The sequence below is a fragment of the Gemmatirosa kalamazoonensis genome (genome assembly GCF_000522985.1).
In the GTDB taxonomy this organism is placed as follows: Bacteria; Gemmatimonadota; Gemmatimonadetes; order Gemmatimonadales; family Gemmatimonadaceae; genus Gemmatirosa; species Gemmatirosa kalamazoonensis.
Map to the genome: position 1 here is coordinate 4,035,499 of NZ_CP007128.1, position 13,621 is coordinate 4,049,119.

General features: G+C 72.1%; 12 protein-coding genes. 3 read left to right on the forward strand and 9 right to left on the reverse strand.

Translation table 11 applies throughout. The features are described from left to right. Positions 1 to 143 precede the first annotated feature (143 nt). The 3 genes from J421_RS17595 to J421_RS17605 are packed head-to-tail and all read left to right on the forward strand — an operon-like array spanning position 144 to position 2,579. Complete coding sequence (locus tag J421_RS17595; RefSeq protein ID WP_025412489.1) at positions 144 to 1,259, forward strand: DegT/DnrJ/EryC1/StrS family aminotransferase; 1,116 nt, start codon at positions 144 to 146, stop codon at positions 1,257 to 1,259. Then, complete coding sequence (locus J421_RS17600; RefSeq protein WP_312845221.1) at positions 1,256 to 1,897, forward strand: sugar transferase; 642 nt, start codon at positions 1,256 to 1,258, stop codon at positions 1,895 to 1,897. The genes J421_RS17595 and J421_RS17600 overlap by 4 nt, the downstream gene beginning before the upstream one ends. 10 nt (positions 1,898 to 1,907) lie before the next feature. After that, positions 1,908 to 2,579, forward strand: a complete 672-nt coding sequence (locus J421_RS17605) for an acetyltransferase (protein WP_201773035.1) — start codon at positions 1,908 to 1,910, stop codon at positions 2,577 to 2,579. A gap of 3 nt (positions 2,580 to 2,582) precedes the next feature. On the opposite strand, the gene J421_RS17610 is transcribed toward J421_RS17605, so the two are convergent. The 9 genes from J421_RS17610 to asnB are packed head-to-tail and all read right to left on the reverse strand — an operon-like array spanning position 2,583 to position 13,473. Then, positions 2,583 to 3,746 carry a glycosyltransferase family 4 protein gene (locus J421_RS17610; protein WP_148306376.1) on the reverse strand — a complete coding sequence of 388 codons (1,164 nt, stop codon included), beginning with the start codon at positions 3,744 to 3,746 and terminating at the stop codon, positions 2,583 to 2,585. Further along, positions 3,743 to 4,900, reverse strand: a complete 1,158-nt coding sequence (locus J421_RS17615; protein WP_104022757.1) for a glycosyltransferase — start codon at positions 4,898 to 4,900, stop codon at positions 3,743 to 3,745. Before J421_RS17615 ends, J421_RS17610 begins: the two co-directional genes overlap by 4 nt. Next, positions 4,897 to 6,030, reverse strand: a complete 1,134-nt coding sequence (locus tag J421_RS17620; protein ID WP_025412494.1) for a glycosyltransferase — start codon at positions 6,028 to 6,030, stop codon at positions 4,897 to 4,899. The genes J421_RS17615 and J421_RS17620 overlap by 4 nt, the downstream gene beginning before the upstream one ends. Continuing rightward, complete coding sequence (locus tag J421_RS17625; RefSeq protein WP_025412495.1) at positions 6,027 to 6,881, reverse strand: class I SAM-dependent methyltransferase; 855 nt, start codon at positions 6,879 to 6,881, stop codon at positions 6,027 to 6,029. The genes J421_RS17620 and J421_RS17625 overlap by 4 nt, the downstream gene beginning before the upstream one ends. Continuing rightward, the gene (locus tag J421_RS17630) at positions 6,878 to 7,744 is read right to left on the reverse strand and encodes a class I SAM-dependent methyltransferase (RefSeq protein ID WP_025412496.1); all 867 of its coding nucleotides are present in this window, start codon (positions 7,742 to 7,744) and stop codon (positions 6,878 to 6,880) included. Before J421_RS17630 ends, J421_RS17625 begins: the two co-directional genes overlap by 4 nt. A gap of 6 nt (positions 7,745 to 7,750) precedes the next feature. Next, complete coding sequence (locus tag J421_RS17635) at positions 7,751 to 9,187, reverse strand: hypothetical protein (RefSeq protein WP_025412497.1); 1,437 nt, start codon at positions 9,185 to 9,187, stop codon at positions 7,751 to 7,753. Then, complete coding sequence (locus J421_RS17640) at positions 9,184 to 10,638, reverse strand: lipopolysaccharide biosynthesis protein (protein ID WP_025412498.1); 1,455 nt, start codon at positions 10,636 to 10,638, stop codon at positions 9,184 to 9,186. The genes J421_RS17635 and J421_RS17640 overlap by 4 nt, the downstream gene beginning before the upstream one ends. A 25-nt stretch (positions 10,639 to 10,663) precedes the next feature. After that, entirely contained in the window at positions 10,664 to 11,506 is an 843-nt protein-coding gene (locus J421_RS17645; protein ID WP_025412499.1) for a class I SAM-dependent methyltransferase, read from the reverse strand. A gap of 20 nt (positions 11,507 to 11,526) precedes the next feature. Beyond that, entirely contained in the window at positions 11,527 to 13,473 is a 1,947-nt protein-coding gene (gene asnB / locus J421_RS17650) for an asparagine synthase (glutamine-hydrolyzing) (protein WP_025412500.1), read from the reverse strand. Between the last annotated feature and the right edge of the window lie 148 nt (positions 13,474 to 13,621).

Sequence of the window (13,621 nt, forward strand, 5' to 3'; positions counted from 1 at the left end):
GATGCAACGAACAGCCGAGCAAGTGACGTCGGCCACCATGCCGACTAACTTCCTCGACAGATCCGCCCGGTTACGGGCGCAGGCGCACGTCTTCCCGCCCCTACCACGTGACTTCGGAGCGCATCTACTTGTCCGTGCCCCACATGAGCGGGCACGAGCAGTCGTACATCGCGGAGGCCTTCCGCGCGAACTGGCTCACGACGGCCGGCGCGAACCTCGACGGCTTCGAGCGTGAGATGTCGGCCCGGCTCGCCGGACGGCACACCCTCGCCGTCTCCAGCGGCACCGCTGCGCTCCATCTCGTGCTGCGGTACCTGGGCGTCGGGCCCGGCGATCGCGTGGCCGTCTCGACGCTCACGTTCGCGGGCTCCGTGTTCCCGATCCTGTACCTCGGTGCCGAGCCGGTGTTCGTGGACAGCGAGCGGCAGTCGTGGAACCTCGATCCGGACGTGCTCGAGAGCTATCTGCGCGACGCCGCCCGCCGCGACGAGCTGCCGAAGGCGCTCGTCCTCGTGCACCTCTACGGCCAGCACGCCGATGTCGATCGGATCCGCGCGCTTTGCGACGAATTCGAGGTCGCGCTGGTGGAGGACGCGGCGGAGTCGTTGGGCGCAACGTACAAGGGCCGCGAGACGGGCTGCACGGCCGACTTCGCGATCCTCAGCTTCAACGGCAACAAGATCATCACGACGACCGGCGGCGGGATGATCGTCGCACGCAGCGCGGATGCGATCCGCGCCATGCGCAAGTGGGCGCACCAGTCGCGCGAGCCCGCCGTGGAGTACGTGCACGAGGAGCTCGGGTACAACTACCGCATGAGCAACGTGCTCGCCGGCATCGGCCGCGGGCAGCTCACGGTGCTCGACGAGCGCGTCGCCGCGCGGCGTGCCGTCGCGGCCCGGTATCGCGACGCGCTCGCCGACATCCCCGGCGTGGCGCTGCAGCCGGAAGCCGAATGGGGTACGCACAGCCGCTGGCTCAGCGTGCTGCTGTTCGACCCCGAGGAGCGGCCGGTGGATCCGGCGACGCTCGTGCTGGCGCTGGAGGTCGACGACATCGAGACGCGTCCCGTCTGGCGCCCGATGCACACGCAGCCGCTGTTCCGCCACGCGCGACGGGTCGGCGGCGAGGTGGCCGAGTCGTTGTTCGCCTCGGGCCTCTGCCTGCCGTCGTCGTCGAGCCTGAGCGCGGCGGCGCAGGACCGCGTGATCGACGCGCTCCGCCGAGCGCTCACCGGCTCGCTCGCCGCCGCGCGGTGATCGTGCCCCCCGCGCCCCGGCGCTGGGACGATCCACTGAAGCGAGCCGTCGACGTCGTTGCCGCGGCGGGCCTGCTCGTCGTCGCGTCGCCCGTGATCGCGGCCGTCGCGCTCGCGGTGCGCGTGAAGCTCGGGAGCCCGGTGCTGTTCCGTCAGCGCCGCGCGGGTCGGGGCGGCGAGCCGTTCGAGCTGCTGAAGTTTCGCACCATGCGCCCCGCCCCGCCGGGCCCCTGGACGGCGGCGACGGACGCCGACCGCCTAACGCCGTTGGGCAAGGCGCTGCGGCGGTGGAGCCTGGACGAGCTGCCGCAGCTCGTGAACGTGCTGCGCGGCGACATGTCGCTCGTCGGCCCGCGGCCGCTGCCGGTGGAGTACCTGCCGCGCTACTCCAGCGCGCAGATCCGGCGGCACGCGGTGCTCCCCGGCGTGACCGGCTGGGCGCAGGTGAACGGCCGCAACGACACCGACTGGTCGCGGCGGCTGCAGCACGACGTGTGGTACGTCGACCACCGCTCGCTCGCGCTCGACCTGCGGATCCTCGCGCGCACCGCCTATCAGGTCGTGCGGCCGCACGGGGTGTCGCAGCCCGGACAGGCGACGATGACGGAGTTCACCGGGACGGAGTTCACCGGCGAATGATCGAGGCCGAATGATGGAGCCGCTCGTCATACTCGGCCGCGGCGGCCATGGGCGCGAGCTGCTGGAGCTCGTCCTCGCGCTGAACGCGGAGGTGCCGCGCTACGAGCTGCTCGGCTTCGTCGACGACGCGGCCACGGGGGCGCCGGAGGAGGTGCACGGCTACCCGGTGCTCGGCACCCGCGCGTGGCTCGCCGCTCGCTCGCCGGCGCCGCTCGTGGCGCTCGGCGTCGGCGTGTCGGCAGCGCGGGCGCGCGTCGTGGCGGCGCTCGCACCGCTCGGCGTGCGCTTTCCCACGCTCGTGCATCCCCGCGCCTCCGTCGGCCGGCACGTCCGGATGGACGAGGGCGTGACCGTGTGCGACGGCGCCGTCGTCACCACCGACGTGACGCTCGGCGCGCACGCGCACGTGAACGTCGGGGCGAGCGTGAGCCACGACTGCGTGCTCGGACGGTTCGTGTCGCTCGCGCCGGGTGTGCGCCTCGCCGGCAACGTGCGCCTCGGCGACGGCTGCGACGTCGGCGTCGCCGCGTCCGCCATCCCGGGCGTCGAGGTCGGCGAGTGGTCCATCGTCGGCGGCGGCGCGGTGCTGACGGCATCGCTGCCGGCGAACGTGACGGCCGTCGGCGTGCCCGCGCGCGTCACGCGTACGCGGCCGCCGGGCTGGCAGCTCCGCACGCCGTAGCGCCTAACGATCCACGCCGAGCAGCTCGGCGTGGATCGCCCACACGCGCTCCGTGAGCGCGTCCTGGTCGAAGCGCGCGCGCACGTCGCGCAGGGCCGCATCGGCTCGCGCGCGGGCGGCCTGCGGGTCGCGCAGCGCCGCGCGCAGCGCGTCGCCGAGCGCCGCGGCGTCGCGCGGCGGGAACAGGAGCGCCGTCTCGCCGTGGCGCACCACCTCGCGGCAGCCGGGGATGTCGCTCGCGAGGATCGGCAGGCCCATCGCCGCCGCCTCCATGAGGGCACGCGGCACGCCCTCGCGATAGCTCGGATGCACGAGCAGGTCCGCGGCCGCGTACAGCTCCGCGACGTCCGCCATGTAGTCGAGGCGCGTGACGCGATCGGCGACGCCATGGTCGGCGGCGAGCGTCGCCGGCAGCACGCCTTCCTCCCCCGCGAGCTCCGGCGCCGCCCACAGGTAGCGCACGTTCGGCCACTCGTCGCGGAGCGCCGCCGCGGCCGCGGCCACCTCGCGGTATCCCTTGTCGCCGACGAAGCGGCCCACCGTCAGCACGAGCACTTCGTCCGCGCCGACGCCGAAGCGGCGACGCACCGTCTCGCGCGTGTCCGGCGCGAGCGCGTCGCGCGAGAAGTGCGAGAGGTCCACGCCGCTCCCCGTGAAGCGTGCCGACCGCGCGTCGCAGAGCCCGTCGTCCACCGAGTGCGCCATGTCGGCGCGGCTGATGTAGATCGTGCGGTCCGCGAGGCCGTTCGTCAGCCGGTCCGTCGCGCGGAAGAGGCGACGCTTCCACGCCGCCATGTCCGGCGTGTAGAGCAGCCCGCGGCACGAGTGGACGCGCCGACGCACGCCGGCGAGCGCGCCCGCGATCTGCGCGAGCAGGCCCCCCTTCGGCGCGTAGCTGTGCACGATGTCGTAGCGTCCCGCGCGCAGCAGGCGCCACAGGCGCCACACCGACACGAGGTCCTGCGCGGGGCTCAGCTTGCGGTGCGCGGGGATCGTGAGCACCCGGAAGCCCTGGGCGCGCACCAGGTCCACCGCGGGGCCGGGCGCGCAGATGACGGTCACGTCCTCGCGGTCGCGCAGCCGTCGCAGGTCGTGCACCATGATGCGGTCCACGAACTCCGGCGCCACGGTGACGTGCGCGACGCGCGGCCGGCGGCTCTCGCTCACGTGCACGCGTCCGCCGAGGCGAGGTACAGCTCCTCGTACGCCGCCGTCACCGTCTCGAGGGAGAAGTGCGCGCGCACCCGCTCGCGGGCGGCGGCGCCTAACGCCGCGCGGCGCTCGGCGGGCAGCGCCACCATCACGCGCAAGGCGTCGGCGAGCGCCTCCGGCTGCCACGGCGGCACCACCATGCCGGTGTCGTCGACGATCCACGCCGCGTCGCCGACGTCGGTGACGACGCACGGCACCGCGCTCGCCATCGCCTCGCCCACCGCGTTCGGGAACCCCTCGAGGCAGTTCGACGGCGAGACGAGGACGTCGAGCGCGGCCATCAGCGCGGGCACGTCGCCCCGCTCGCCGACGAGGTGCACGCGGTCGGAGAGTCCCAGCTCGCGCACGAGCGCGGCGAGGCGCTCGTTCCGCGCGTCGACGCCGCGGCCGGCCATCAGCAGGTGCACGTCGCGCCCCGCACGCAGCGCGGCGGCCGCGTGAACGAGGCCTTCCTGGTTCTTCATCGGATCGTAGCGCGCCACCTGGCCGAGCACGATCGCGTCGTGCGGGATGCCGAGCTCCGCGCGCACGCGCGCGCCGACCGCGGGCTGCGGCGCGTAGGCATCGCAGTCGAAGCCGTTCGGGATCACCGTCGCGCGGCCGCTCGCGTAGCCGATGGCCTCGTGCTGTCGCGCGCCCTCGCGCGAGTTGTACACGATGCGCCGCGGATGCCGGGACAACCGCGCGCCGAGCTTCACCGCGGCGACGGTGGCCGGCTTCATCGTGGCGAAGCCGTCGATCGACGCGCGCACGTTCCACAGCACGGGCGCGCGTGTGAAGCGCGCCATGCGCGCGAGCGATGCCGCGATGTTGCCATGATACATCCAGCCGTGCACCACGTGTGGCCGCGCCTGGCGCACCATGGCGCCCACGCGCGCGAGCGCGCGCGGCGACGGGCGCGCGAGCGACAGCCCCGCGGCGTGCACCTCCGCCCCGGCGCGCTCCAGCGGCTCGGCCATCGCGGCGCGCTCGCGCAGCGAGACCACGACGGTATGGAAGCGCTCGGGGTCGAGCCGCGTCGCGAGCTTGTGCAGCATCCGCTCGGCGCCGCCGGTCTCCAGGCCGGTGATCACGTGGCAGACGCGCAGCGGGGTCGTGCGCGCGCTCACGAGGCGTCGAGCCGGGCGAGCGCCGCCTCGGTGTTCCGCAGGAGCGACGCGAGGTCGAAGTTCGCCGTGATCCGCTCGCGACAGCGCTCGCGCACGTCGGCGTCGCGGGCGACGCGGAGGCTCCGCGCCCACGCATCGGCGAGCGCGGCGTGGTCGCCGATCGGCACCGACTCGCCCGTGTCGCCCACCACGCGCGCCGCGTCGCCGACGTCGGTCACCACGCACGCCGTACCGCACGCCATCGCCTCGCCGACGACGTTCGGGAAGCCCTCGCCGAAGCGGGAGCAGAGCGTGAGCAGGTCGAGCGCGTTGTACACGGCCTCGACGTCGCGCCGTGGCGGGGACCACTTGATGCGATCGGCCACGCCCAGCTCCGTGGCGAGCGCCGTCACGCCGTCGACGTACGCGGCAGGGCCCTCGCCGACGAACACGAACCGCGTGGCGGGACACGAGGAGACGAGCCGCGCCGCGGCGCGCACGAACGTCGCGTGATCCTTCATCGCGTCCCACCGGCCGACGAGGCCGATGACCGGCGCGTCGACGTCGATCCCCCACTCCGCTCGCGCACGCACGCCCGCCGCGGGATCGGGGCGGAAGCGGCAGACGTCGATGCCGTTAGGCACCACGGTCATGCGCTCGGCCGGATACCCCTGCGCCGCATGGAACTCGGCCCCGACCCACGAGTTGCAGATGATGAGGTCCGCCGCGCGCGCCGCGACCCGCGTGGCCGCGAACAGCGAGCGCGCGGCGCGGTCGTACACCGAGAAGTCCACCGACGACGCCCGCACGCCCCACACCACGCGCGCGCCGCGCAGCAGCGGTCGCAGCACGGCGAGCAGCAGGTTCGCGTCGGGCAGATAGCCGTGCACGATCGCGGGCCGCTCCGCGCGCAGCACGGCGAGCAGCCGCCGGCCGAAGCCGACGACGTCCCACCGGTCCCGCTTCCCGACCACCACGTGGCGCACGCCGGCGCGCTCCAGCTCCGCGTCGAGCGCGTGGCCGCCGTAGAACGTCACGACCACCACGTCGCGACCCGCGGCGTGCATGCCGCGCGCGAGCTCCACCAACTGACGCTGTGCACCACCGACGCCGAGCGACCGGATGAGGAACGCGATCCGGCCACCGCTCATGCGTCGCGTCGGAACACGAACTCGTTGCACCCGTGCTTGCCGGCCACGGTGACGAGCGTCTGCAGGGAGAAGCCGCGCGGCTTCAGGAAGCGGAAGATCTCCTCCGGCGACGCGACCTCGAACGGATAGCCGCCCACCCAGTCGGCCACGTCGCGGTAGATGCTCATGCCGCGCCGCTCCTGCCCGCGGTAGCGCGCCAGCGGCGACCGGCCGCGCAGCACGTCCGCCACGAGCAGCTCCGTCGCGAAGAACGCGAAGAAGCCCCAGTGCAGCAGCGCCTTCGCCGGCGCCGGCGCGTGGTTGTACACGCGCTTCACACCCGTCCAGTAGCCGGACAGGAACGGCTGCTTGTTGTAGATGGCGATGAACAGCCGACCGCCGGGCGCGACGGGCAGCGTCGCGTGCTCGATCGCCGTCCACATCTGCCCCGTGTGATGCAGCACGCCCCACGAGTAGACGACGTCGAACGTGCCGAGCGAGCGCACGTAGTCGGCGTCGAGCACGGAGCCTTCCTCCACCGTCCACGCGGCGTCGTCCGCGAAGTAGCGGCGACGCAGCTCACGCGTGCACGCCACCGAGTGCGGGTCGTAGTCGAACGAGTGGACCCGCGCGCCGAGCCGGCGCGCGGCGAGGCTGAACAGACCGCTGCCCGATCCGATGTCGAGGAACCGCTTGCCGTCGAGGCGACCGTCCGGTCCCAGCTCCAGCATCTGCCGGAGCGACTGCTCGGCTTCGGCGATGCGCTCGTCGTTCAGCACGGCGAGGAACCGGCTCCAGTTCTTGCCGAACTCGAACCGCTCGCCGCGCGCGACCTCCTCGGCGTGTGCCTGCGTCGCGACCGCGCCGTTCATCGATCACCTCGCGGCGCGGCCGGCGACGCACGCTCGAACACGAACTCGTTGCATCCGACGCCGTTGCCGCACGTCTTGAGTCGCCGCAGCTCGTAGCCGCGGCCGCGGAAGAACGCGAAGATCTCCTCGGGCTTCGCAACTTCGAACGGGTAGCCGCCGACCCAGTCGATCCAGTCGTGCAGCATCGACATGCCGCGCTCGCGCCGCTTCAGGCGATAGCGGCGCGCGGGGTTCGTGAGCGTGAGCACGTCCTTCACGCCGCCCTTCACCACCTGCCCGGCGATGAAGCCGCCCGCGATGAGCCACTTGCCGGGACGCGGCGCGCTCACGTACGCGCGCTTCAGCCGCTTGTAGAACGACGACCAGTAGATCTGGTGGTTGTAGATCGCGACGAACAGCCGGCCGCCGGGCGCCACGGCGCTCTCCGCGTTCGCGAGCGCGGTCCACATCTGCCCCGTGTGATGCAGCACGCCCCACGAGTAGACGACGTCGAACGTGCCGAGCGAGCGCACGTAGTCGGCGTCGAGCACGGAGCCTTCCTCCACCGTCCACGCGGCGTCGTCCGCGAAGTAGCGGCGACGTAGCTCGCGCGTGCACGCCACCGAGTGCGGGTCGTAGTCGAACGAGTGGACGCGCGCGCCGAGCCGGCGCGCGGCGAGGCTGAACAGACCACTTCCCGAGCCGATGTCCAGGAAGCGGACGCCGTCCAGCCGGCCGTCGGCTCCGAGATCGAGCATCTCGCGCAGCGAGCGCTCGGCCTCCGCGATCCGATCCTCGTCGAGGACGTGAAGGAACCGGCTCCAGTTCTTCCCGAACTCGAAGCGCTCTCCGCGCTCGATCTCTGCTGCGTGTGCTCCCGTCATTCGTTCTCAGACAGCGCTGGTACCCGGACTGATGCCCGAAGAATCTACCTGGCCCGCACGCAGCACGCGATCGGGGCGCAGCACATCCCACACGAACGGCGCCACGAGCAGCGCGGCGAGGGCGACGAGGTAGATCCCCGCCATCATCACCTGCACCGGGTCGGCGTACATCACGCGGAACGCGACGAAGAACAGCGACGACGCACGCACGATCGACCCGAGCCCCGAGCGCGTCGCCGGCAGCCGTCGCTCGCACACCGCGACGAGCCGGCCGAACCCGAACGCGACGATCACCACGCCCACGATCCCCGCGCTGAAGTAGCCGAGGCTCACGACGTCCACCGGGATGCCGCCGAGCAGGTCGCCGAACAGCGACGTGTTCACCGTCGACACCGACGGCGTGTGGCGGATGTTGAACAGCCGCTGCGGGATCAGGTACACCACGGCGAGCGGGAAGTCGAGGAACCAGCGATAGGCCTCGCGCGTCGGCACCGACACGATCACGTTCGCCAGCGTCACGTCCGGGAACGCGAACTCCAGCAGGAACAGGTTCAGCGCGTAGAAGCTGTCGGTGCGCAGCGACGCCCACTGCCGCGCGAGCAGCCCCGGATCGGACACGACGAGGAAGAGCTGACGGCCGAACAGCACGAGGGCCGCGAACCCGAGAAGCCCCAGCACGACCGTGCGCGCGCGGATGCCGCCACGCCGCACCGCGCCCGCCGTCGGGAACGAGACGAGGTACGCGACGAGCTGCAGTCGCCCGGCGTGGTGGAACAGGATCGCGAGCGACATCACCACGGTGACGGCAAGCATCACCATCGCCGCCGCGCGCCGAGCACGCCGACGCTCGTCGATCGTGACGGCGTAGAAGCAGAACGATGCGCTGAGCGAGAACAGCGCGACGTTCTTCAGGAACGCGAACGCGGATTCCGTCGGCGGCTCGCCGCCGCGCGCCGCGACGCCGGAGATGAGGAACACGAGCCAGCCGCCGATCTGACTGACGTACAGCAGCAGCGCGCCGCCGCCGACGATCGCGAGCACCACGCCGGCGAACATGACGTAGCCGGGCGACAACGACGCGAGCCCTGCGCCCTTCGGCCGGCCGTTCGACACGGGCGCGGCCGGCGCGCGCCGCGGACGCCGCATGCCGCGGTGGTAGCCGGCGACGATGCACAGGTACGCGACGAGCGACGTCGTCGACGCGAGCGCGAACGGCTCCGAGCCGAACGGGTTCGTGAACACCCAGTCGAAGCTGCGCTCCGGGAACGAGCGCAGGTCCACCGTGGACAGGTAGAGCGGCACGACGACGAACGCCATGAAGTACACGGCGCTCGTGAAGCGCATGAAGTCGAGCGCGAGCCACCGCGGCTGCCGCCACCGCTCGGCCACGAGGATCACGATGCCGAGCACGATCGGCATCACCATCGACAGCGCGTCGCTCATCGCGTGTCGGCGGACACGACCTTCTGTCCCGTCGCGCCGAGCACCATCGCGCGTACGCGCGCGCGCACGCCCATGACGTCGAGGGCAACGAGCGCGGCGCCGTAGACCGCCGTGCCCACCGCGGCCTGCAACAGCAGTCCGACGACGCCGTCGATCGACCGCAGCGGAAGGATCGCGGCCGCCATCGCCGCCGTGGCGAGCACGATGCGCCCGAGCTGACTCCACGGCACCGGCAGCCGGCACTCGCGCCGACCGAGCCACCAGCTCACGGTGAGCCCGACCAGATAGCCGGCGAGCGTGGAGTACGCGGCGCCGAGCACGCCGCGCGTCGGGATCCAGAGGAGATTGAGCGCGAGGTTCACCACCGCACCGCAGGCCACCGCCGCGACCTGGAGCCGCGTCTTGCGCGAGAGCTGGAACGCGATGTCGAAGTAGTAGCTCTTGAGTCCCAGCACGAGCGCGGCGAACGCGATCCACGGGAGGATCTCCCGCCCCGTCTCGCGGTACGCCGTCGCGAGCAGCGTCGTCGTGAGCGCCGGCGCGCACAGCGCGAGCCCCATGGCGGCGGGCATCGCGAGGGCGGCGAGCAGCGTGCAGTGCCGCTCGAGCTGCCCGCGCGCGCCGTGCATGCCGCCGCGCTCGAACGCGCGCACCGTGATCGGATACGCGGCGAGGTTCACCACGATCATCAGCATGCCGAGCGACTGCTGCGCGAGGTCGTAGCTCACCGCGTACACGCCGACCGTCGACGCGCCGTGATACGCGCCGAGGAACAGCCGGTCCGACGTGCTGACGATGTACTCGAACGCGAACGTGAGCGTGAACGGCAGCCCGAACACGAGCAGCTCACGCACGATGTGCCGGTCGGCGCGCCGCACCGACACGCCGCTCCACTGCCGCAGCGCGGCCCACGCGCCGGGGAGCACGAAGCTCGCGGCGAGCGCGATCACGAGCCCCTCGGCGCCGAGGCCGAGCCGCGTCAGCAGCACGCCGCCGGAGATCAGCAGCGCAGCCTTCGCGAGCGACATCATCCCGTACGTGACCGGATGCGCCGACGCGGTCGCGAACTCGAGGTTCAGCTCGAACCATCCCTGCGCGACGAGCATCGCGACGCCGGCGACGACGAGCCACGGCCCCACGACCATGCCGTTGCGCGCGAGCACGATGCCCACCGCGACCGCGCTCGGCACCACCGCGCCGACGAAGCCGAGCAGCACGCTCGAGCGCCACCGCACCGGATCCTCGCCGTGCACCGCGTTCATGCGCAGCAGCCCGAGACGCAGCCAGTAGAACCCGAGCGAGTTGACGAGCGCGGCGACCGCCACGACGAGCGCGTAGCGGCCGTACTGGTCCGGCGTCACCAGCCGCGCGAACAGCACCAGCGCCGCGAAGTTCAGCAGCCCCGGGCCCCCGCGGGCCACGAGATAGAGCAGCGTGTTGCGGATCAGCATGCGCGCTCGCCCGTCGCGCACATGGTCACGGTGCCGCGTCTCGGCGCTTGACCATGAAGATCGAGTTCCCGAACTGCAGCAGCGCCATGGCGCGGAGCCACGGCGACTTCCGCACGCGCTCCAGCACCGCGTGGCGCACACGCGAGCGCATGCCGTTCGGGGGCGGCGGCTCCAGCACGTCCAGCCGCGAGTAGAAGTACGCGAAGCCGGCCAGCCGCCCGAGACGGCACAGGTCCGCGTAGGACCACCAGTGCACCGCAGGCCGCACGGAGTAGTTCGCCAGGCGCGGATCGAAGTGCAGGTGGTGGTGCACGTACGCTTCCTTCAGCGTCTCGGGGAACCAGTTGTAGAACGGCACCCGGTACTCGAAGTTCTTGCCGGTGAGCGAGAGCCGGTACCGGTTCGTCGTGTAGATGTAGCAGACGCCGCCGGGCTCCAGGACGCGGTACGCCTCGTTGATCGTCGCGAGCGGCGAGTCCACGTGCTCCAGCACGTTCTCCAGCAGCACCACCCGGCACGACCCGTCCGGGTACGGCAGCGCCTCGGCCGCGGCCGTGGCGACACGCGACGGATCGCCGAGAAACCGGCGCGCGTCCTCCGCCATGAGCGGCACGGGCTCCACGCCGACCGCGTCGTAGCCCGCCTCGAGGAGCTGTTGCATGGCGATCGGCTTCGGGCCGCAGCCGACGACGACGACGCGCCGGCTCCCCGTCGACAGGTCGACGAGGCGGTCGATCCACCGGATGACGGCGAGCGCCTCGCTGCCGACTTCCTGATGCTGCGCGTAGTAGTCGGCGGCGAGCCGGTCGAGGCCCGGATACAGCTCGGTGAGGCGGCGGTCGTTAGGCGTCGTGATCGATTCTGCCATGCGTTGAGGCGTCGTTGCAGTCAGGCCCGGGCCGAGTCGAGCCACGCCTCGAACATCAGCACCACCCAGAGCTGGTACTGCCAGTTGCGTCGGCCGCTCTGGTGCTCGTTCCACTTCGTCTGGACCGCGTCGGGGTCGAGGTACCCCTGCGCGCGCAGCCGCTCCGGCGACAGCAGGTCCGCCGCCCAGTCGTGCAGCTCGTCGCGCAGCCAGTGCGAGATCGGGATGCCGAAGCCCATCTTCGGGCGGTCCACCAGCGCGCGGGGCACGTGCCGGTAGAGCACCTGCCGCAGCAGCCACTTCCCCTGCCCGTCGCGCACCTTGTACTCGATCGGCACCCGCCACGCGAACTCCACCACGCGGTGATCGAGGAACGGCGCGCGCGACTCGAGCGACACGCCCATCGTCGCGCGGTCCACCTTCACCATGATGTCGTCCGGGAGATAGCTCACGGAATCGACGTACATCATCCGCGACACGAAGTCGTCGAAGCTCGGCCACCGATCGCGGTCCGACAGCACCGTCGGGTGCTCGGGCGCGCCTAACGCGAGGCCGGACGGGTCGCGCCACGTCGTGAGGAACTCCCGGTACATCTGCTCGTTCGTTCCGACGTCGAGCACGCCCGCCAGCTTGTGGACGCGATCGCCAGCGATCTTCATCCGGCGCGACGCGGGGAGCGTGGCGTTGATCGCGTCGAACGCGCGGTCCCAGCCGCCCGGCGACACGGCCTGGATCCCCTTCGCCACGCCGCGGCGCAGCGGCACCGGCAGGTGCTTCAGCCGCCGCCACAGGCGCATGCTCCAGAAATAGCGGTTGTAGCCGCCGAAGAACTCGTCGCCGCCGTCGCCGGACAGGCTCACCGTGACGTGCCGGCGCGCGAGCTGCGCCACGAGGAACGTCGGGATCTGCGACGGGTCGGCGAACGGCTCGTCGTAGAGCGCCGGCAGCTTCGGGATCACCGCGAGCGTGTCCGACGGTCCCACCCGGAGCTCCGTGTGGTCCGTGCCGAGATGCCGCGCGACCGCCCGCGCGTGCTCGGCCTCGTCGTACTCCTTCTCCTCGAAGCCGATCGTGAACGTGCGCACGGGTCGCGCGCTCTGCTTCTGCATGAGCGCCACGATGAGCGACGAGTCGAACCCGCCGGAGAGGAACGCGCCGAGCGGGACGTCGGAGACCATCTCCTCGCCGATCGTCTCGGAGAGCCGGCGCTCGCACGCCTCGATCAGCTCCTCCTCGCCGAGCCGGAGCGGGTCGCGCGTGCCCGACTCGGCCACCTCGCGCGCGTTCCAGTAGCGGGTGGTCGTCGGCTCGCCGAGTGCCGAGCGGAACGACAGCACCGTGCCGGGCACGGCCTTCCGCACGTTCGAGAAGACGGTGTACGGCGCCGGGATGTAGCCGTGCCGCATGAGCAGCGCGATCGCGCTCCGGTCGATGTCGCCGCTCCAGCCGGGATAGGCGCGCAGCGCCTTCAGCTCCGAGCCGAACAGCAGCGTGCCCCCCGCCGTCCCGTAGTAGAGCGGCTTCTCGCCGATGCGGTCCCGGATGAGGTGGAGCGTCCGCTCCTCCCGGTCCCAGAGCGCCATGGCGAACATCCCGGCCAGCCGCTTCAGCGTCGGGACGAGCCCCCAGCGCTCGAACCCGGCGAGCATGACCTCGGTGTCCGAGTGCCCGCGGAACGCGTCGCCGGCGCGCTCGAGCTCTGCGCGCAGCTCCCGGAAGTTGTAGATCTCGCCGTTGAAGATCAGCTCGTAGCGACCGCTCCGGGACGCCATCGGCTGGTGCCCCGCGGCCGAGAGATCGATGATCGACAGCCGGCGGTGGCCGAGCCCCACGCCGCTCGCGTCATCCCACCAGGCGCCCTCGTCGTCCGGACCCCGGTGCCGGATCGCGCCGGTCATCCCCGCGAGCAGCTCGGCGGCCGGGACGGGGGGGCGCATTGTGGTCCAGAAGCCGGCGATGCCGCACATGAGTCTCGGGGTGGAAATCGCGGCGGAGCGCCTGAGCGCAGCCATCCGTACGGGATGGCGGCCGCGTACCAAGGTTAAGCCGGGCCCGATGCGCGTACAACCGCACGGACTGGTCCGTCGGTTCCCGGTCGTGCCGCCCGTCACGGGC

What these genes read in the sequence shown, in the direction of transcription:
- J421_RS17635 (WP_025412497.1), bottom strand. Translation starts at nt 9,187, where the DNA reads ATGAGCGACGCGCTGTCGATGGTGATGCCGATCGTGCTCGGCATCGTG.
- J421_RS17605 (WP_201773035.1), top strand. Translation starts at nt 1,908, where the DNA reads ATGATGGAGCCGCTCGTCATACTCGGCCGCGGCGGCCATGGGCGCGAG.
- J421_RS17620 (WP_025412494.1), bottom strand. Translation starts at nt 6,030, where the DNA reads ATGAGCGGTGGCCGGATCGCGTTCCTCATCCGGTCGCTCGGCGTCGGT.
- asnB (WP_025412500.1), bottom strand. Translation starts at nt 13,473, where the DNA reads ATGTGCGGCATCGCCGGCTTCTGGACCACAATGCGCCCCCCCGTCCCG.
- J421_RS17640 (WP_025412498.1), bottom strand. Translation starts at nt 10,638, where the DNA reads ATGCTGATCCGCAACACGCTGCTCTATCTCGTGGCCCGCGGGGGCCCG.
- J421_RS17625 (WP_025412495.1), bottom strand. Translation starts at nt 6,881, where the DNA reads ATGAACGGCGCGGTCGCGACGCAGGCACACGCCGAGGAGGTCGCGCGC.
- J421_RS17595 (WP_025412489.1), top strand. Translation starts at nt 144, where the DNA reads ATGAGCGGGCACGAGCAGTCGTACATCGCGGAGGCCTTCCGCGCGAAC.
- J421_RS17630 (WP_025412496.1), bottom strand. Translation starts at nt 7,744, where the DNA reads ATGACGGGAGCACACGCAGCAGAGATCGAGCGCGGAGAGCGCTTCGAG.
- J421_RS17645 (WP_025412499.1), bottom strand. Translation starts at nt 11,506, where the DNA reads ATGGCAGAATCGATCACGACGCCTAACGACCGCCGCCTCACCGAGCTG.